The sequence below is a fragment of the Cloacibacterium sp. genome (assembly GCF_047601505.1).
Classification (GTDB): domain Bacteria; phylum Bacteroidota; class Bacteroidia; order Flavobacteriales; family Weeksellaceae; genus Cloacibacterium.
Window position 1 is genome coordinate 2,947,928 of record NZ_JASGJD010000001.1, and the last position, 18,825, is coordinate 2,966,752.

Below are 18,825 nucleotides of genomic sequence, written 5' to 3' on the forward strand. Positions count from 1 at the left end.
TTAATTCGTGCAAATGTAGTGTAATTATTTCACATTTTAAGAAATAAAAACATGATGATTTTCAGAATATCGAGAAAAAATTACAACATTAATAGGTTTTACAATGTATGTAAAAAAGCCTTTATATCTTTGACTTATAAACATTAAAACAAAGTATTATGGGAATTTTATGGACACTTATTATTGGCGCCGTAGCAGGATGGCTAGGTGCAGAAATTTTTAAAGGTGGCAGCCTTGGTTTGATAGGAAACATTATTGTAGGAATAATAGGCGGAGCTATTGGCTACTGGTTATTAGGAGCTACATTTGGAACTTCGGTAATTGGTCAAATACTTACAAGCGCAGTAGGTTCTATTATTTTACTCGCCATAATTAATCTTTTTACTCGGGGAAAAGCTTAAAAATAAAAAAAGCAACTCAAAATTGAGTTGCTTTTTTTGTAATTTTCTTGTATTCGATTATTTTCTAATTCCAAGTTCTGCAATAATTGCTCTGTAACGAGAAATTTCTGTTTTCTTAAGATAATCTAACAATCTTTTTCTTTTACCTACCAACTTTACAAGAGATTTTTCTGTAGCATAATCTTTATGATTGCTTTTTAAATGACCTGAAAGGTGATTGATTCTGAAAGTAAATAATGCAATTTGACCTTCTGCACTACCTGTATCTTGCGCACTTTTACCGTGTTTTGCGAAGATTTCTGATTTTTTTTCTGATGTTAAGTACATTCCAATATTATTTAAATGATTATTATGTAACGAGGTGCAAAAGTACAACATTTTTTTGAAACACAAACTATATTGAAAACATTAATCTTCTTCAATAGAAAATATTGTTAAAATTTTCTTAAATTATATAACCAGCATCTTAAAAAACTCAGTAACTTTGTACCGAGCAAATGAAATGAAAAAAACAGTTTTCTTGGCTATTGCCGCAGGTCTTATTTTACTCAGTTGTAAAAGCTGGGGAAGTACTTCATCTAATGGCGAAGGCAAGATAAAAGCTAAAAAAGTTCATAAAATTGTTTACTTCAGTCCAGAAGTGTTTCCAAATTACGACGGTATAATAGAACCTACCAACAAAGCTTTCTTCAATACAGTAACCAACGAATTAAAAAACTACGGCGATTATAGAGTTCTTCGTGTAGATACACCCGTTTCATACGACACTGTAGATATACAAAGTATAAAAGATTACTGCAAAAATAATGATGCCGAAGCTGCCATAATCCCAAAAGTAAAATATTTTAAAGTAGGAATTGGTAAATATGTTTTTTCTAACCAAGTTATCATTAGCATGAAACTTTACAATAGCGACGGAGAACTGGTAATGGAAAATTCTTTTGACACCTACAGAGGAAAAGGAAGACTACTTGGAAGCGCCGAAAACTCTGTAAACATTGGAACAAGCAATGTTATAAAAAATCTAATTACAGAACTAAAGAGCAGAAATAAGATTGCTGCTCAATAGTATTTTGTTACATTATTTTTGCAATTTCTTCGCAAAGCCATTCTAGCATTTTTCTATCTTCTGCCGTAAAAGGATTGTGTGTATGAGAATCTATATCTATTTGCCCAATATTTTTACCATCTTTAATAATAGGAACTACAATTTCTGCTTTTGTATCTAACGAACAAGCCAAATAATTATCTTGTTCCCAAACGTCTGGTACTACAAAAGTTTCGTTAGAAACCGCAACCTGCCCACAAATTCCTTTACCAAAAGGAATTACCGTATGGTCTGTAGCAGCACCTACATAAGGACCTAACACCAACTCTTCTTTATCACCATTGCGAAAATAAAAACCCGTCCAATTAAAGTAAGAATACTCTTGGTCTAATAACTGACAGATTTTCAATAATTTTTCATCAATATGATTACTTGGACTTTCTAAAATAGACGAAAGTCTTTTCTTAATTTCCATAAATTTATATTGTTTCTAATATTCTTCAAATTCAATTCCTTCTTTGTAACCAAACATTCCTCTTTCTTTAATCATTTTCGAAACACTTTCTGGAAGCTGGCTTTCCCAACCCTTTTCATGATTGGCAATTTTTGTAAGAATTTCTCTGGAATAAATTTCGGCATGGTCTGGATTGTAGTTTTTAATATCTACAATTCTTCTATTCAATTTAAAATATTTGAATAATTCTTTCAAATTTTCGCTCATTCTTAAATTCTCAGAAGTAAGCAATTCGTGAGTTTGAGGGTCTTTGTAAGGATAAAGATAAACCCGCATATCTTTTCTAAAGAATTTGCCAAATGCCTCCAAAATACCTCCCGAAAGATGTTTGTAGTAATCTTCATCAAAAACCATCAATAAATTATTAACGCCCATTGCTACTCCAATATATCTTACTCTGTACGTTGTAAAATATTCTACTAATTTATAATATTCGGAGAAATTAGAAATCATAACTGTATAACCCAATTTTGCCAAGACATCTACTCTATCCAAAAAGTCTCTCTCGTCTATATCGCCAGAAGCTTTGAGATTAGAAATGGTAATTTCGAATAAAATTACAGTATCTTCGGGTTTTCCTTCTGTGTCTTTCAAAAACATTTCAAGGCCGTTTTCAAACATATCTACGTTTACCAAAGTAACCGGTCTGAAACTTCCTCTTACCGCAAAAACATCTTTTTTGTATAGCAAATCTGCTGGCAACATATTATTTCCTTCCGAATTAAAAATAACAGCTTCTGTCATTCCGTTTTTTATCAACTGAAGACTCATTAATCTATTATCAACATATTCGAAAGCTGGACCACGAAAATCTATCATATCAATTTCAACTTTATCAATTGAAATTTCGTCGTATAAACTTTTTATTAATTCTCTAGGATTGTCATTTAGATAAAATGCGCCGTACACCAAATTTACGCCCAAACTTCCTAAGGTTTCCTGCTGAAGAGTGGCATCATTTTCGTTGAATTTTACATGCAAAATAATTTCGCTGTAATCTTCACCAGGTTTTGCCTGAAACATAATCCCAACCCAGCCGTGTCCTTTGAAGGTTTTTTCGTAATTAATAGTAGTAACGGTATTGGCAAAAGAAAAAAACTTTTTGTTAGAATTTTCTGGTTTTACCAATCTTTCTTCAATAAGTTTCACTTCATAACGAAGCATTTTCCTAAGTCTGTTCTGATTAACATATCTATTATGTTCTTCCTTTCCATAGATGGCATCACTATAATCTTTGTCATACGCAGACATTGCTTTTGCAATAGTCCCTGATGCCCCACCTGCTCTGAAGAAATGGCGCACAGTTTCTTGTCCTGCACCTATTTCCGCAAAGGTTCCATAGATATTTGGGTCTAAATTTACCACTAATGCCTTTTGCTTAGGCGTGAGATACTGTTTTAATTGAGGCATCTGAATAATTTTGCGTAAATTTACCAAAATATCACAAAAACCAAAAATGAAGTTGAAATTTCTTGGAACTGGCACTTCACAAGGCATTCCAGTAATAGGCTCTACCCATCCTGTATGCTTATCTACAGACCAAAAAGATAAAAGATTACGATCTTCTGTGATGATTACTGACGATGATGGCAAAAAGATTCTGATAGATTGTGGTCCAGATTTCCGCCAACAAATGCTCTCCAATAAAGAAACTACAATAGACGCATTATTAGTTACTCATGAACATAACGACCATGTAATTGGATTAGATGACTTGAGACCTATTATTTTCCACAGAAAACAAGATGTTTCTATCTATTGTTTACGAAGAGTGGGAAATGAAATAATAAAAAGATTTCCTTACGCTTTCGCAGAGATAAGATATCCTGGTGCGCCAAGTTTTCAGATTCACCATATTGATAGTAAATCAGCATTAAAAATAGGAAATACAGAGATTACACCAATTGAAGTACTTCATCATCAATTGCCAATATTAGGTTTTAAATTCAAAAACCTAGCATACATTACAGATGCAAGTGATATTTCTAAATCAGAAAAAGAGAAACTGAAAAATTTAGACATTCTCGTCATCAATTGCCTTAGAAAAACAGAACCTCACATTGCTCATTATATTTTGCCTCAAATTCTAGAGCTTGTAGAAGAATTGAAACCTAAAATGACTTATCTTACCCATATTAGCAATAAATTTGGTTTTCATAAAGAAATAGAAAACGAATTACCTGCTCATATTCAGCCTGCTTACGACGGTTTAGAAATAGAGTTTTAAAAATTTCAAAAAATTTCTTTGTTTTAAAACAAAATATTCTATATTTGCACTCACAAAATTCGCATGCCCGGATGGCGGAATTGGTAGACGCGCACGACTCAAACTCGTGTACTTAGGTGTGTGGGTTCGATTCCCACTCCGGGTACATTAAAACGCTGTTAATTGTTTAATTTTCAGCGTTTTATCTTTTTATAATATTGTGTTTTGCCGACAATATGCCGATTTTTATTTACAAAAATAAAAAAAGTGTTATAAAAATAACACTTATCTAATTTGCTTCAGAGCTTCTTTTACTTCGCTTTCTTTGTACCTTATCTTTTTCCCAATGCGATAAGGATTAAGTATTTTTTTTCTGCTCCAGTCGTGAATGGTTGGCAATGTGACACCAAATAAATTTGCTACTTCTTGCCTCGTCATTAACCTGTCTTTTTTATCGACTTCTTTTTCTTTCTCAATTGAGAGTGTTTGAGTTAGATTGTCTATTTTATTAATTAGGTTCTGAATGCGAAAACCACATTCTTGTTTTTTTGTGAGTTTGAAAAGGTCTTTGAATGAGATAGCTTAAGAAAAAGGGGATTTCTTTGATAAGGTTTCGAAGAAAATCTGTATTCTCATTTTTTATGGATTTTACTTTGATAATCCAGAATCTGGTTTCTTCTTCGTCAATTTGAATAAAATTGTCTTCATTGTTGGAGCAAAGGATAAATTTGCCAAAAAATTCAACTTCTTCACGGTCTTTTCCTTTGGCTTCCATTTTATCTTTGTCTGTTGTAGAAAGATATTTTAATCGTTCTGTGATTTCTTTTTTATCAAAAAATACTTCATCAATAGCAACGATGAGCATAGAAGTCCAATCAGAATTGAATTGACTACTGAAGGAATCACCTTTGATGTAAGTCATATTAAGTCCGAAAATAGATTTTAGCCATTTAATGAATGTAGATTTTCCTGTTGCTCTTTCTTTTGAAACCAAGCAAAGAATAGGTAAAACCTGAGTGGGGGATTGAAGCAAGATTTTTAGATAATCCAAACCTAGCTCTAGTTGTTCTCCGAATATATGTTCTATAAACTGAATTGAAAATGGAATATTCTCTTTTAGAACTTCAAGACTAAATTTTTCTTCGATAGGTTGATAGGGGATTTCATTGTAGATATTATAAAATCCTTCAATAATCTGACTGTAGTTCAAGTGGTCTGGAATACAACAAAACCCGTCGTATTTTGGGATTGTTGAGACAAATGTTTTTCCAAAATCACTTACAATAGTTTCTTTGTTCCAACGAACCAATATAGAAATTTTATCACCTGAGATTAATGGTTTTTCAATGATTTTGAAATAGGAAGTTCCTACTCGTAAATAGGGAATTTTTTCGCTCATTTTTATATGGATTTATTCCGTAAAGTGCGGAAGGTTAGAGAATAATGTTTAAGACAAACAAGCAATCAAGTTTATCTTTTGTACTTTAATGATTTTACTTCATTTAAAGCACTCATTAAATCCAAATGGTTGATACGATAAAATCTACCAATTTTTTCGGCTTTTATGTTTCCTTTGAGTACGTGAGAGCGAACCGTCTGATAATCTAATTTTAAAATTTCCGATGCCTCTTTAAAGGAATAGAATTTCTTTTTCAGTTCGAGTTCAGGTTCTTTCTTTATGGAATGAATGAGTTCTTTTAACTCTTCTAATCCGTCCATAATCGGTTGAAATGGATTGGTTGTCTGCATAATCTGTGATATTTAATTTGCAGACAAAATTGTGTGATTGGAATAACTAATTATGCAATTTTACTCAATTGCATAAAGTTTAATTACGGATATTAAGCAATTGTGATAATTCTTTATAAATATTTTCTTCAAAATCATTGGATTTGACTTTTATTGCTCTTGAGAATGTGCCTTTGTCAAAGATTGTATTGTATTCGTTTTCCATTGCCTTTATTATCGTTGTATCTTCAAAGTCCGGGTTTATGATATGATTATCTTTCAAAAATCGATGGATACGGATGAATGATGATTTTTTATCTGCAATGAAATTATTGTTTTCATCAATGAATTTTTTGTCTTTCAGAAAACTTAGAAGGATTTTTGAAGTATTCTCTCCTAAAATAATGTTAGAAATTCTAATATCTTCCGTTACTTTTTGTTTTAAAGCGAAATAATAGAAAAGAGTTATTTCAGCTCCATTGATGAAATTCCCCTGTAATTTCATCAAATTACTTGAAGTTAATTGTTTTGAAGATTCCTTTTTATATTGTTTCAAGCAATAGTTGATTTTATCCTCAAAATTATGATTTCTGGATTTATCTATTTCCTTAAAATGGTAACTGAAAAAGTTATCCAACCTTTCATACTCAATCAGAAATTCCTGCTTTATTTTTTCAGTTAATTCAACTTGTTCTCCGTTTTTTCTTGCTTTATCAATTCTTTCAGATAACAATTTTTTGATTCTATCACCTTTAATCCAATGATAGGCTATCATTGGAATGCCTGCAAATTCTTCCCAAATAAACCAACGTCCATATATTTTTTTTTCATTCATGACTTCAGTTTGATAATTTAAAATGTTTTAATTTGAACCATTATCCCAAATTTGTTTCCATCTTTTAAACTCTGAAGGGCTAATTTTATATCTAGCAAAATTTCCATCATGTAGTCCTATTAGTTCCGTTTCGACAGATTCAATAAATTTTGCCTGATCATTTTGCGGTAGATTATTAGCATCATCCTTTATAATTTGTATAGCTCCGTCTTTTTGTGCTTTTTGCAATATAATTTTAACAATAGTATTTTTCATTTCATCCCTGTATTTAAGACGGAATGTATCAGGTTCTCCCAAGGATTGTCTAATTGCTGCATATCGCATTGCAGACCTTTCGTATGCCCAAATAAAAACATCTTTGAGTAAATCAGTTCTGTTTAACTCATAAACAGCCAACATTCCTTTTATATAATAATCCTCAGGGACATCAATAAAAGATAATGGAGAAAGGTTCTTTCTATTAAATGGAATGTTTGCAGCTAACCGTGATACTCTTTTATTTACATCATCAAATGGTTGTAGATAAGGAAAATGCACTAAGATGAAGAAAGCTTGTTCAAAAGGGTCTTTAATTTGGTTAACTTTAGATAAAATCAAATCAAAATATTCAGAAATCAATTGTGGAATTTCCAATGGAGTAAATACTGAATTTGTAATTCCAACTCCAAATTCTCTTAATCTTCCAGAAGCCGAGGGGTTTGGTAATAAGTTGTTAGAAAGTAGGGCATGTAGATTTAAGATTGTATAACGATTAAATCCTATTTCATCAGACTCATCTACAAGAAATTCAATGGCATCTTTGTGGTTGAGAATCATCTGCGTTTCTTTGGCGGATTTATCATCCGCTGGTTTGCCATCGTGGATTAGTAATTCGGTATCTAATAATGAATAAGTATTTCCTTCTAATCGACTGGAATTCCATGATAAGTCAATCAGCAAACGATTTAAAATTTGTCTAGCATATGTTCCCGCTGCTTGGTTGTCTCCTTGTGTTTTACCTATTTCTAATAATATTTCTTTTTCTTTTGGAGATAGATAACTATCAATATTTGGCAGATAATTTTCTAAAAATTGCTTGTTATATCCCACAGGAATTCTTTGAATTTCAGAAAGAGATATAAGTTTTAAGATTTTCTTTCCTTCTATGGACAACGGAATTAAATCCTCTGAAGCCTCATCCTCATATTTTTTTACTTTAGGAAAGTATCGAGTTGAACGAGCTTCACCTTTTGTTAAGAGGCGATTGCTTTCTTTTAATTCTTTTAGTCGACGTTGAAGAGTTCTTCTTTCAATAGAAAAATTTAGATTTTCTTCAATTTGTTCAATTGACAACCCTTCCTCTTGTAGGAGTTCTAAGATTGCTTCTATCTGTTGTTGTTTTTTCATATTGAATAAATTCTATGACAATAATATTAAAAAAATGTCGCAAAAACAAAAATTGCGACAAAAATTGTCGCGAAAGCATTATTGTGACAAAATTTTGTCGCAATCAAAATTTTGTGCTATTTGAAAACTTCATTCATATAATTAACTTTATCTTCCTCACTAGGTCGATAGTAATTATTGAAAACTTCTAAGCTGGTGTGACCTGTGTAACTCATAATTACTTTATCAGGAACTTTATTGTTTTTCATAATAGTAATAAAGCTTCTTCGTGCAGTATGTGAAGAAATCCTTTCCCAAAATTCAGACTTCTTATCTACCAGTTCATCACCATATTTCATTGTCTTTTTAATATCTTCGGTAAATTTCATTTCTTTAAAAACCTCTTTGATAAATTCATTCATCTTCTGATTAGAAATATTAGGAAGTATATAGTCACCTGTTGTGCATTTAGCACAAATTAAAAATTAATTTGTGCTAAATGCACAACAGGTTAATTAAAATATTTTAGTATATTAGTCAAAAATAAGCTAATATACCTTATGAAAAAATCCTATTCTAACCCGTTGTGCATTATGAATAAAAAGAATAAAGTTGTTCATTCGATTTAAAATCAGTAAATTGTTTTTACCACAAAACATTTACAATGAACAACTTGCAAGCAAATTACGAAAGAAACCTAACGAAGTGGTTCGACGGAGTCAATTTTGGAAGTTTTAAGAAAAATATCCAGTGAAAATCTTCTATCTTATCAAAGACGAGTGCCAAAACTAAAAGATTTGGAATTGATTAGTCTCGTTCTAACTGCTGAATTTATGGGAATTGATAGTGAAAACCATCTTTTTCGCCATATCCCCGATACACTTGGGCAAAAAATAGATCGAAGTGTCTATAATCTGGAAAAAACGGTCAAATTGACCATGTTATTTCGGAGTAAATTGACCATCAGTTTCGGTTTAAACTGACCACCCCATTTCGGAGCAAATTGACCACCTCAATTAGAGGAGAAAAATTGCAACAAAAACTGCCCATTTTTTCATGACGTTAGAAGCTTAAATTCGATAAAAAAATCGAATTATGGCAAACACCCTAACAGACATGAGTAAAATAAGAAAAGTCCTTAAATTGTACAGCAAAGGGAACAGTAAGTTGTTTATAAGCACCTATTTATCCCTATCTAGAAACACCGTAAAGAAGTATATCTCAATATTTGAAGCTTCAGGAAAAACAAAAGAAGAAATTTTATCAAAGAGCGATTCGGAGTTAGAATTGCTTTTTTCTGGAGGCAAAGAAGATGTCGTAAGCCCCAAACTACAGGAGTTGTATGATTATTTTCCAAAAATGGAAAGAGAACTGAAGAAAGTAGGCATTACCATTCATCATCTATGGGAAGCGTACATTGCGCAGCATTCCGATGGTTTCAAGAGCTCACAGTTCCGTCATCATTACCGAATATGGAGCAACAGGGTAAATCCCGTGATGCACATGCACCACAAATGCGGGGACAAGATGTACGTAGATTACGCAGGAAAACCCCTTTATATCATTGACAAAACGAATGGAGAATTACGAGAAGTACAATTTTTTGTAGCCCTATTAGGTGGAAGCCAATACACGTATGCGGAAGCCACGTTGAGCCAACAAAAGGAAGATTTTGTACATTCAGTAGAACGAGCAATGCGTTATTTTCAGGGCGTTCCCGCTGCAATAGTTCCCGATAATTTAAAATCTGCAGTGGTTAAAAGCAATCGTTTTGAGCCTACTTTGAATGAAACTTTATCAGATTTAGCCGAACACTATGAAACCACGATTTTACCAACCAGAGCCTATAAACCACGAGACAAATCCTTGGTAGAAGGAGCCGTGAAGATTTTGTATCGAAGAATTTATGCCAACATAAAAGACCAACAGTTTTTCAATTTAGAAGAACTCAACCAAGAAATCTGGGATTTATTAGACGCTCATAACAACCGAAAACTCACCGCTCGTCCTTATTCTCGCAGGGAACTGTTTTTGGAAGACGAACAGCCTACCTTACGACCGCTTCCTACTACTTATTTTGAAATCAAATACCAATCCTTTGCCACGGTAATGCAGAACGGACACGTTCATTTAAGCCGTGATAAGAACTATTACAGTGTTCCATATCCCTATATCAAGAAAAAGGTGAAACTATTGTACACCAGTTCTACGGTAGAAATTTATTACAAATACAACAGAATAGCCCTCCACAAGCGCAATTACAAGCCTTATGTATATACCACCACTTCGGAACATTTGGCAAGCACGCACCGTTTTGTAGCAGAATGGAGTGCAGAACGCTTCATGGATTGGGCGAAAAGCATTGACGCAGCAGTTGGAGAATACATTCTGCATATCATCGAGAGTAGAAACCACCCAGAACAAGCTTACAAAAGCTGCTTAGGGATTTTGAATTTAGAAAAAAAAGTAGGAAAAGCGCGCCTCATCAAAGCTTGCAAACGAGGTTTGGAGTATGAAATTTACAGTTACAAATCCATACAGAAAATTTTAGAAAACAATTTAGATCACATGGATTATGACACAGAAGACCAAAGCCAGCAAGAACTTCCCGAACATAGCAATATTCGTGGAAAGCAGTATTACAACTAGAAGTTGGAAGTTAGAAGCTGGAAGCTGGAAGTTGGAAGCTGGAAGTTGGAAGTTGGAAGTTGGAAGTTGGAAATTTATCAAAAATTATCAATTATCAATTATCAATTATTAAAATTATGAATGAAACCACTCTTACCAAAATGAAGCAAATGACGCTTCACGGCATGCACAACGCCTTTAAAACCTCTATTGAAAGCGGTAAAATCGACCATTACACGTTGGATCAATTTATATCAATACTCATTGATGCAGAATGGGACGAAAGGCATAACAGGCGTATTGAAAGAAGCATCAAGAACGCCAAATTCCATTACCAATCCAGCATTGAAACCCTAAATTATGATGCGTCCAGAAATTTGGATCGCAATCTTATATTGAGACTCTCGGAATGCGAATTTGTAGAAAAAAACGAAAACATCCTGATCACAGGAAGCACTGGTGTTGGCAAAAGTTATCTAGGAACAGCATTGGGCTATCAGGCTTGTATAGAGGGTTATAAGGTAAATTACTTCAACACCTCGAAGCTGTTTGCAAAATTAAAAATGGCAAAAGCAGACGGTTCTTATCTACGAGAACTCACCAAAATACAGCGGCAGGATGTACTTATTTTGGATGATTTTGGGCTCCAAGCGTTGGACAGCCAGAACCGAATTACCCTTTTAGAAATCATAGAAGACCGTCACAACAACGGTTCTATCATTGTAACCTCACAAATCCCAGTTCAAGGTTGGTATGATATTATTGGTGAAAAAACCATTGCAGATGCTATTTTAGACCGACTTATCCATCAATCTCACCGAATTGAGCTTCAAGGAGAATCAATGAGAAAAAAAAGAAACAGCAAAAATTACTAATTTTTATTACATTTGAATCAATAAGTTTAACAACAAAAAAACGCATGAAAAAAAGTAGTTTTTAAACAAGAAAAAGGGGTGGTCAATTTGCTCCGAAATAAGGTGATCACTTTAAACCGAAACCGGGTGGTCACTTTAAATTGAAATGAGGTGGTCAATATCACTGAAATTTGCACTATATATTCTATTCGTGTTTATAAATTGGTCTTATTTTTATACAATGAAAAAACATGACGAAATGCAAACAAATATAGCTTTTTATTTGAGCTATAGCGAGAAAAATCGTATTTTTATGTATGCGATATATTCAAGGGATTTCCCTCCATCAACAACTAGAGTTTCATTGTTGACTTTGCAAGCCCAACGAAACTCTAGTTGCTACGGAAGTTATATTTTCTCCATATAATCACTTAATTCTTTCAAATCACTAAAAGATAAATTGAAATATTCTCCTCTAATTCTTTTATTCCTAAATTTTCTATGAAGTTCCGTTTCAATTTTTCTAGTAGCTTTCCAACACGCAATAATATAAACTTGAGGTTCTTGTGATTGAAGTGTTTTCTCCCTAACTTTTGGATTTTTACTATAACCAATTTTTATTAATGCAGTTTCGGTATTAATCATTAAATAAACATAATTATCATAATTCTTTGAAATTATCTTATAGTTTTCTTTAAAAACTTCTCTATAAAAATCCACAATTGGAATTAAATCAATTTGTTGCAAAGGTTTTGGACGAGAATTTATTAAGATTCCATTTGGGCCTATTTTTTGAAGCTCATTTATATCTACATTCGTCAACGTATAATAACCATCCTTTTCGAGAATTGTTCTTAGTTGTTTTTGAAAAGTATTAAAAGCATGAATTTCATTTACTTCACTATAATTTAAAGATAAAACAGCACAAAATTTAAGAAGTAATGAAGAATAATTTGGATTGTTCAGTTCAATGCGAATTAGATTCCCTTCAAGTTTTAATTTGTAATGTACATAGAAAATTTCTATTATAATTGGTTCATTTTCAATCTCAAAAAGTCTAACACCATAACACTCTTTATTTAATCCAATTATTACATTATTAAGTTGACCAGTTTGATCATCTTTGTTTAAATAATGAATTAATTCATCATTTAAAACGAAATAAGATTTTTCAAACTGTTCGTGAATTAGTGTGGAATTTGTCATATAATTCTGACTAACGGAAAAAGTATTGGTGAAGTAAACTTACAAAAAAATACGAAACTGAAAAGTAGTGGCGGCGAAGAATTTCTGAATTTTCAATTCAGGAATTCAAGCCCGCTTTTGCGAATACAATGTGCCTGTTGCACAACTCAAATATAGTTAAAAACTGTTATTTATGATATAAAATTTTCGTAAATTTAAATATGCAAGGACGAAAACACTTTACACCACAACTATTCTACGAACTCAGTCTAGATATGCTAGTTCCGGAGGATAATTATTATAGGAAATTGTTAACGGAACTCGATTTACATTTCATTTATAAATCCACTCAAAATTATTACAACAAAGAAGAAAAAAATTGCCTTTATTTTTTTACCACTAAAAAACTTTGGATTTTAGTAGAAGTAATTTCCCCAAAATAAGAGAAGAACTTTGGATTTGTAAAAACAGTCTTTAAAAGTATCTATAACTCATTTTTAAGCCCCCGACTTTTAGCATTTTGAATCTTAATAAAAATAAAACTCTCTAAAATTACTTCTAAAGAGGTTAATTTTTATCTTTATTAATGATTATTTTCTAAAAAGAGGAGTTGTGCAACAGCTACTGCTGTTAGCCGATCGTCCTTTTATGGTCTTGTGTTAATCTTTCTTTTTTCTTCTTTTTATAGCTTTCCATAATCTCACTTTTTCTGTTTTTATTGAAACCTTTAGATTTAATCATAAGGTCAGCTATTAGATTGAGATAAAAATTTTCACTTTCGTCATCTTTTGCTCGGTAAAAATAGTAAATCACAAGTTTAAAGAAAATCAAATCTTCTATATATTTTGTTTTAACATTTTTTATAAAATCTGATACAATTGAGTCATAATCTTTTCCTCGAATATCAGCATAGATAAATACAGATAATGCTTTTTCAAAATCTGAAATGTTTTCTTTTTTATCAAGGTTAATTTTATCTCTAACTACAGAAGTTAATTTTTGCAAACCTATATTATCACATAAAAACATTTCGTGTAATAGTGGTAAGAATTTATTCATTGTTGTAAATTCCTCAATTTTTTCCTTTGGCAGTTTATCTTGATTTCGCAAAAATAATTCAAAAACAGCTTTATGAAGAATAGCAAATAGGATAGATTTTTTTAACGCTATTGAATAACTATTAAGCTTTAGATGTCATAGCCACAACTTCATCTGACAGTTAAGGGTAAAAGCGATATTTTTGTAAAATCATAAAAAACATTCGCGTAAATTTTCTTCTACTCTAAACCATCTTTATTTGGATACATTAATTTCCACGTCTCTAAATAACCCACTGAAATAAAAGCATTAATAACAATAACTAAAATATTATAAAAAATCCGATTCTACATAGAATCGGATTAAAAAATAAGACAAGTTATTCGTTAAGGTTGTCTCCAATAAGACCAAATTGTTCCATTATATATGGCAAACAGTTTTTTTGTAGGGTCGTAAACCATCATGCCAGGAGCTGGATTTTTGATGTTAGTAGCGGGATCTGTTACTAATGGTGGAATCATTGCTTTGTCGGTGTCTGCTAAAACTAAAATACCAGGCGTAGTATCTGTACTAGGGTCGCCACCTATCATTGTTTTGGCAGTGCTTTTTTCTGGAAAAGACGCATTGGTCTGCAATGAATTATCAATTGCAGTATTGCCACTAGTTGCAGGTTTTTCGTTGCTGTGAACGGTAAGGTCTGCCCAAGTACCATCATTTTTACTGAGTTTTACTTTTTTATCGTTTACGTCTAAAATTAGAGTACCACTTTTATTTCCAGAAGCAGGAAGAGAAACCCCTGTTGAATTAGTAGCCCAAGGTAAAATGACGCCTTTGTTTCCTGTCCCAAATTCTAAAGATACATTTGTATTTGAAATGTTAGATTTACCAATAGCTACCTGAGAGAATGCTAGTGTTGAAATTAATAATGATAAAGTTGAAAAATATTTAGTGTTCATAACTTTTCTTTTAATTGAGGTTTTAGTTTTCATCAGGACAAGTTTGTTTGTTAAAGCATTTCCATCCACTTCTTGTACCATCTACATTTATTTTCAGACAGTCATTTGTGGTATCATAAAACATCATTCCTGCGATTGGAGAAGTAATTACTGCATTATTGCTTCCATCTACTGGTTCTCCAGTATTTCCTCCAGAAGTACTTACTGGCATTCTGTTGATGACAAATCCTTTTGTGCTCGCTTCTAAAGCAGTCCATCCGCTTTGTCTCACCATTGGCCAGTTTTGATTATCTGCCCCCGCTCTACTAAATGCAGTAATACCATGTTGCGTAGGATAGGTATTTCCATCTGTAGAAGGAGTTTTGTAACATTTACAAGAATTAACAGTATTATCCTGAGAAGCTCCAATGCCTTGACCTACATCTGCAGTACCATCTGTATTATCTATAACACCAACCGAATTACTAGGATTGGTACTTGTATTTAGATTATTACCTGCATTGTTCAATAATTGAGGAACTCCATTAGCTGCTGCAGAAGTACTGATGATTTGCGAAGGAGAACCTGTTGTTACGCCATCATATTTTACTTTAATTTGACCTCTATAAGCGTAATTAGTGTCACTAACAGGTAAATCTAATGCGTGAATTTGGCTGTATGTTACATTTTCAGAACCTTCTATAGCGTCTGCACAACCGTCTCCATCCGAGTCTGTGTCTAATATATTCGGGATTCCGTCTCCGTCTGTATCACAAGAAGAGGCCGAAAATGCTCCGTCTAAAAATGAGGCTCTTTGACCAATTGAAGAAGAGTAATTACCTGTAATACCAAAAACAAAACTATTAGAGTTATAACTAGGATATTGTAGCGTAAGCCAGTAATCAGTATTTGTGTCAGTTGCATTAACTACACCTCCAGTATTAGATGCAGCACCAGCTACAAATGCAGATGCTCTATAAAAACTATAGGTAGCTGCAGAAGGGCCACCACTTACAAAACCTGCATTAGTAATTAAGCTTCCCGCTGTAATTGAAGGAGAGGAAGAAGTGGTATAACCAACTATGTCTGAGAAGTTTGATCCTGTTCCATTTCCATCAATATCTTTCATAATAATGGAAATATTGGTTAATGTTTCAGGGGTAATAGTACTTGTATTATTAGTTACTGTACCTGTTTTCACAAATTCTAGTTTGTATGTGAAGTATGAATTTGATGTTGCAAAAGAATTATTTATTGCAAAAGCTCCTCCTGTTGTTAATCCTACATTTCCTGAACCTACATTAATGTTTGTAATTGTAGCTACCGCATCATAAGTAACTCCGGCTAATGTGGCTACGTTTTTGCGGAGCATTTTGTCTCCTACTATAAAATTTGTTGTAGTTGTTGTTTCTCCTGTTGCATCTAATAATTTGAATTGATCTAGTGATATCGTAACAGGGGGGCATTCTACTGTATCTAAAATACCATCGTTGTCATCGTCTAAATCATCAACGTCTGGCACTCCGTCACCATCAGAGTCTGAAGCTACATTTATTGTTATAGCGGTTTGTGCATTACAAGCAGGTGCACTTAGATTAATAGCAGTAACTTTATAACTATTTCCATTGGTTGATAAGATTGGGGCACTCGTAATTGTTAACGAACCTCCATTGCCAAAATAAGAAGTACTCGCGTCTATACCAGTAGTAGTTTCTAAAGTATATAAAACACCACTTGAAGAGTTGGTAACTATAATATTTTTTGTCCCTCCTTCTACTACATTGTATACAGTTGGTGAAATAGCAGGTGTTGCAGGCGCACTACACGCTATTGTAACAGCATTGGAACAAAGTACTTCTGCATTAGTATTTTCTTTAATGCCAATTTTTAAAACGCCTCCTCCATAAAGTTTGTTAGTAGCGTTTGTATTTACGCTAATAGACCATGAGGTGGTAGTAGTGGTTGTTTGTCCAATTAAAAAATCATCAAGATACAAATACACAGTTGTAGTAGATACTGCAGTGCCTAAAGTTCCAGTAACAGTTGTTGCATTATCATTTACTGGAGAATTAATCGTTCCGCATCTTCCACTATTGGTTGCAGCTATAGCAGTTACAATATTTGATTTTGTACTAACACCACAAGATGTAGTTACTGTTGCATAATAAGTTGTACCTGCAACTGCGGTAGGAGTAGCTAAAGTCCATGTGCCATTGCTACTTACAGTAGTTGTCCCAATAAGAGCATCATTTGAATTATTTCTTATAGTAATAGTGTCTCCTATATATCCAGAAGTACCAGATATAGATTGACCAGCTGTGATATTGTTAGAAGTATTACTAATATATGGTGCAGTGATGTTGCATGGTGTAGAAGTTGCAGTTATAATGCTTGATGCTGTAAAGCATCCTACGCCACCAATTACAAATTTATCACCAGCAATAATTGAAATTCCACTAGTATTAAATGTAAAAGAAGTTCCAATTGCTGTAGTAGTTAAAGTAGCAATAGGAGTCATATTTCTGTAGAAAATAAACTGAGTTCCTACTGCAGCACTAGCACTTGTAGTGAAATTTATTGCAGTAGTGGTAGGATTTATACTTGTAGTACTTATGGTAATTGTACTTGTAGAACAATTACTTCTTATATCAGAAGTATAAGAACAGCCTGTGCTATTGTCAACTTGGGTAAAATAATAAGAACCATTAGAAAGCGAACTAGATCCACTACTACAGCTATTATCAGAGCTATTGCTAATTCCTCCATCTGCATAAATTACATTTGTTAAACTCAAGGGTGTAATTGTGGCTATTGGAGAAGTTGTTCCTACTTTATAAATGGTGATTGTATTATTAGCAGGAACATTAGAAATTACTATTTTTTTATTATTTATACAAGTCCATGTAACAGGTGAACTAATTGTACAAGTAGAAGCATTAACTCTCACTTCGTTACTTTTATAGCAATTAGAAGCGTCCGTTGTAGATGCTCTTGCGTATATTATATCATTAGCTGCTAATGCGGTAGTGGTAAAAGACCATGCGTTTCCACTAGTAGCTGTTGTAGTTCCTATTAAAACATTATTTTTATATATTTCTATTGTTGCAGTTGTTACGGTAGAATAAGTTGCTTTTGTCCAACTTCCTGTTATGCTAGTTGCTTCTACAGAAAGTGGAGAAGTAACAGAAGGAGGATTTGTACATGGTAATGAAGAACATGTGCCATTTGCAATTTGGTCTGGAGTACATTGTGGTTGTTGACTTACATTGTTTCCAGGGTATGCATCAGAGGTAGGTCCGCATAAAGAAGATGAAGGCGCCATTACTGTTCCGGGCTGGAAACGAAGAGGCGTGCTTGTTGTTAAGGGTGTAGTAACACTAGTAAACCCTGCATAAGGAACGTAAAAATCTATAAAATAATCAGGATTACCATTATTAGTAGTTTGAGCTATAGAAGTTTGAACGAATTGCGGGTTTGTAGATAAATCACGAGTCCATATTTCATTACATGTAGTGCCGTTATTTACATCATATATAGAAATTTTGAAACCAGTCTGTACACTAATTTCGTATTCGTAACCAGGATTAGATGGTGTATAAGTAGGATCTTCTGGACCAAATTTTCCATCAGTATCTATTAATGCACTAAAACCTTTTGCTCCTGCAACAATATTACCAAGTCTTAATCTGAAATAAATATTAGTTCCGTCTGAAAATGCATAAAAAGACCTTCCATTTGCATCTGGTACTAAATCGCTAAACCCTCCACTTGGACCTCTAGATAGATCTCCAAAAGGTTCTTGATATATTAGAGAAATAGGGTGGTAGTTTATTTCACTGGCGGTTCCTAAATCTGTTGTGGTAAAACCACTAGTTGTTGCAGATGTATATCCATCTTGGTTAGGATCTAGGATTGCCGACTTTGAAGCTGGTGGAATATTATTGGCACCATCTCTTATTATAAGACCTGGTGTTTGAGAAAAAACAAATCCGCTTATTAGCATAATAAGCAATATTATCTGTTTTTTCAGATAGATAGTATAGTTTTTTGTTGTCATTTAAAATTTGTGTTTCAATAATTAGCTGTAG

Annotated in this window: 19 protein-coding genes, 1 tRNA gene and 1 pseudogene; 8 read left to right on the plus strand and 13 right to left on the minus strand. The window is 33.0% G+C overall.

The window, feature by feature from the left end; translation table 11 throughout:
- The first annotated feature begins 158 nt into the window (after positions 1–158).
- Positions 159–401, plus strand: coding sequence for a GlsB/YeaQ/YmgE family stress response membrane protein (locus QM746_RS13385; protein ID WP_414984688.1), 243 nt, complete (start codon positions 159–161; stop codon positions 399–401).
- A 57-nt stretch (positions 402–458) separates the two neighbouring features.
- On the opposite strand, the gene rpsO is transcribed toward QM746_RS13385, so the two are convergent.
- A complete protein-coding gene (gene rpsO / locus QM746_RS13390) occupies positions 459–728 on the minus strand; it encodes a 30S ribosomal protein S15 (protein ID WP_374360069.1) in 270 nt (89 codons plus the stop codon).
- Between the two features lie 175 nt (positions 729–903).
- On the opposite strand from rpsO, the gene QM746_RS13395 reads away from it, so the two are divergent.
- Positions 904–1,470, plus strand: coding sequence for a pyruvate decarboxylase (locus QM746_RS13395; RefSeq protein WP_374360067.1), 567 nt, complete (start codon positions 904–906; stop codon positions 1,468–1,470).
- 7 nt (positions 1,471–1,477) lie between these two features.
- Here the strand turns inward: QM746_RS13395 and QM746_RS13400 are convergent, their stop codons facing one another.
- Complete coding sequence (locus tag QM746_RS13400) at positions 1,478–1,924, minus strand: GAF domain-containing protein (RefSeq protein WP_414984689.1); 447 nt, start codon at positions 1,922–1,924, stop codon at positions 1,478–1,480.
- A 15-nt stretch (positions 1,925–1,939) separates the two neighbouring features.
- Positions 1,940–3,373 (minus strand): TonB-dependent receptor, encoded by a 1,434-nt coding sequence (locus tag QM746_RS13405; protein ID WP_374360063.1) that lies wholly within the window; start codon positions 3,371–3,373, stop codon positions 1,940–1,942.
- Positions 3,374–3,419: 46 nt separating this feature from the next.
- On the opposite strand from QM746_RS13405, the gene QM746_RS13410 reads away from it, so the two are divergent.
- Positions 3,420–4,190 (plus strand): MBL fold metallo-hydrolase, encoded by a 771-nt coding sequence (locus tag QM746_RS13410; RefSeq protein ID WP_414984690.1) that lies wholly within the window; start codon positions 3,420–3,422, stop codon positions 4,188–4,190.
- Between the two features lie 65 nt (positions 4,191–4,255).
- Positions 4,256–4,335: transfer RNA gene (locus tag QM746_RS13415), tRNA-Leu, on the plus strand.
- Positions 4,336–4,454: 119 nt separating this feature from the next.
- Here the strand turns inward: QM746_RS13415 and QM746_RS13420 are convergent.
- From QM746_RS13420 to QM746_RS13445, 6 genes and pseudogenes are all read right to left on the minus strand, one after another.
- Positions 4,455–4,607: a helix-turn-helix domain-containing protein gene (locus QM746_RS13420; protein WP_414984691.1), complete on the minus strand. Its 153-nt coding sequence runs from the start codon at positions 4,605–4,607 to the stop codon at positions 4,455–4,457.
- A gap of 88 nt (positions 4,608–4,695) precedes the next feature.
- Positions 4,696–5,568, minus strand: a pseudogene (locus tag QM746_RS13425) (primase-helicase family protein); the annotation flags it as partial.
- A 71-nt stretch (positions 5,569–5,639) separates the two neighbouring features.
- Positions 5,640–5,918, minus strand: a complete 279-nt coding sequence (locus tag QM746_RS13430; protein ID WP_414984692.1) for a helix-turn-helix domain-containing protein — start codon at positions 5,916–5,918, stop codon at positions 5,640–5,642.
- 79 nt (positions 5,919–5,997) lie between these two features.
- Positions 5,998–6,732, minus strand: a complete 735-nt coding sequence (locus tag QM746_RS13435; protein WP_414984693.1) for a hypothetical protein — start codon at positions 6,730–6,732, stop codon at positions 5,998–6,000.
- Between the two features lie 27 nt (positions 6,733–6,759).
- The gene (locus QM746_RS13440; protein ID WP_414984694.1) at positions 6,760–8,118 is read right to left on the minus strand and encodes a Fic family protein; all 1,359 of its coding nucleotides are present in this window, start codon (positions 8,116–8,118) and stop codon (positions 6,760–6,762) included.
- A 116-nt stretch (positions 8,119–8,234) separates the two neighbouring features.
- A complete protein-coding gene (locus QM746_RS13445) occupies positions 8,235–8,519 on the minus strand; it encodes a tyrosine-type recombinase/integrase (protein ID WP_414984695.1) in 285 nt (94 codons plus the stop codon).
- A gap of 673 nt (positions 8,520–9,192) precedes the next feature.
- Between QM746_RS13445 and istA the strand changes: the two genes are divergently transcribed.
- The 3 genes from istA to istB are packed head-to-tail and all read left to right on the plus strand — an operon-like array spanning position 9,193 to position 11,600.
- Positions 9,193–10,746, plus strand: a complete 1,554-nt coding sequence (gene istA, locus QM746_RS13450) for an IS21 family transposase (RefSeq protein WP_414984696.1) — start codon at positions 9,193–9,195, stop codon at positions 10,744–10,746.
- Positions 10,724–10,858, plus strand: coding sequence for a hypothetical protein (locus QM746_RS13455; protein WP_414984697.1), 135 nt, complete (start codon positions 10,724–10,726; stop codon positions 10,856–10,858). Before istA ends, QM746_RS13455 begins: the two co-directional genes overlap by 23 nt.
- A 4-nt stretch (positions 10,859–10,862) precedes the next feature.
- Positions 10,863–11,600, plus strand: a complete 738-nt coding sequence (gene istB / locus QM746_RS13460) for an IS21-like element helper ATPase IstB (RefSeq protein WP_414984698.1) — start codon at positions 10,863–10,865, stop codon at positions 11,598–11,600.
- Between the two features lie 387 nt (positions 11,601–11,987).
- On the opposite strand, the gene QM746_RS13465 is transcribed toward istB, so the two are convergent.
- Positions 11,988–12,785: a GIY-YIG nuclease family protein gene (locus QM746_RS13465; RefSeq protein ID WP_414984699.1), complete on the minus strand. Its 798-nt coding sequence runs from the start codon at positions 12,783–12,785 to the stop codon at positions 11,988–11,990.
- Between the two features lie 200 nt (positions 12,786–12,985).
- Between QM746_RS13465 and QM746_RS13470 the strand changes: the two genes are divergently transcribed.
- A complete protein-coding gene (locus tag QM746_RS13470) occupies positions 12,986–13,207 on the plus strand; it encodes a hypothetical protein (protein ID WP_414984700.1) in 222 nt (73 codons plus the stop codon).
- Between the two features lie 187 nt (positions 13,208–13,394).
- On the opposite strand, the gene QM746_RS13475 is transcribed toward QM746_RS13470, so the two are convergent.
- From QM746_RS13475 to QM746_RS13485, 3 genes are all read right to left on the minus strand, one after another.
- Complete coding sequence (locus QM746_RS13475) at positions 13,395–13,823, minus strand: hypothetical protein (RefSeq protein WP_414984701.1); 429 nt, start codon at positions 13,821–13,823, stop codon at positions 13,395–13,397.
- Between the two features lie 365 nt (positions 13,824–14,188).
- Entirely contained in the window at positions 14,189–14,758 is a 570-nt protein-coding gene (locus tag QM746_RS13480) for a hypothetical protein (RefSeq protein ID WP_414984702.1), read from the minus strand.
- A 22-nt stretch (positions 14,759–14,780) separates the two neighbouring features.
- A complete protein-coding gene (locus QM746_RS13485) occupies positions 14,781–18,794 on the minus strand; it encodes a beta strand repeat-containing protein (protein ID WP_414984703.1) in 4,014 nt (1,337 codons plus the stop codon).
- Positions 18,795–18,825: the final 31 nt, after the last annotated feature.

Excerpts from the sequence above, each read along its gene's own strand:
- QM746_RS13400 (WP_414984689.1), bottom strand. The coding sequence starts at position 1,924 with ATGGAAATTAAGAAAAGACTTTCGTCTATTTTAGAAAGTCCAAGTAAT.
- QM746_RS13420 (WP_414984691.1), bottom strand. The coding sequence starts at position 4,607 with ATGACGAGGCAAGAAGTAGCAAATTTATTTGGTGTCACATTGCCAACC.
- QM746_RS13480 (WP_414984702.1), bottom strand. The coding sequence starts at position 14,758 with ATGAACACTAAATATTTTTCAACTTTATCATTATTAATTTCAACACTA.
- istA (WP_414984696.1), top strand. The coding sequence starts at position 9,193 with ATGGCAAACACCCTAACAGACATGAGTAAAATAAGAAAAGTCCTTAAA.
- QM746_RS13395 (WP_374360067.1), top strand. The coding sequence starts at position 904 with ATGAAAAAAACAGTTTTCTTGGCTATTGCCGCAGGTCTTATTTTACTC.
- QM746_RS13465 (WP_414984699.1), bottom strand. The coding sequence starts at position 12,785 with ATGACAAATTCCACACTAATTCACGAACAGTTTGAAAAATCTTATTTC.
- QM746_RS13410 (WP_414984690.1), top strand. The coding sequence starts at position 3,420 with ATGAAGTTGAAATTTCTTGGAACTGGCACTTCACAAGGCATTCCAGTA.
- QM746_RS13405 (WP_374360063.1), bottom strand. The coding sequence starts at position 3,373 with ATGCCTCAATTAAAACAGTATCTCACGCCTAAGCAAAAGGCATTAGTG.
- rpsO (WP_374360069.1), bottom strand. The coding sequence starts at position 728 with ATGTACTTAACATCAGAAAAAAAATCAGAAATCTTCGCAAAACACGGT.
- QM746_RS13440 (WP_414984694.1), bottom strand. The coding sequence starts at position 8,118 with ATGAAAAAACAACAACAGATAGAAGCAATCTTAGAACTCCTACAAGAG.
- istB (WP_414984698.1), top strand. The coding sequence starts at position 10,863 with ATGAATGAAACCACTCTTACCAAAATGAAGCAAATGACGCTTCACGGC.
- QM746_RS13475 (WP_414984701.1), bottom strand. The coding sequence starts at position 13,823 with ATGAATAAATTCTTACCACTATTACACGAAATGTTTTTATGTGATAAT.
- QM746_RS13430 (WP_414984692.1), bottom strand. The coding sequence starts at position 5,918 with ATGCAGACAACCAATCCATTTCAACCGATTATGGACGGATTAGAAGAG.
- QM746_RS13470 (WP_414984700.1), top strand. The coding sequence starts at position 12,986 with ATGCAAGGACGAAAACACTTTACACCACAACTATTCTACGAACTCAGT.
- QM746_RS13485 (WP_414984703.1), bottom strand. The coding sequence starts at position 18,794 with ATGACAACAAAAAACTATACTATCTATCTGAAAAAACAGATAATATTG.
- QM746_RS13385 (WP_414984688.1), top strand. The coding sequence starts at position 159 with ATGGGAATTTTATGGACACTTATTATTGGCGCCGTAGCAGGATGGCTA.
- QM746_RS13435 (WP_414984693.1), bottom strand. The coding sequence starts at position 6,732 with ATGAATGAAAAAAAAATATATGGACGTTGGTTTATTTGGGAAGAATTT.
- QM746_RS13445 (WP_414984695.1), bottom strand. The coding sequence starts at position 8,519 with ATGAATGAATTTATCAAAGAGGTTTTTAAAGAAATGAAATTTACCGAA.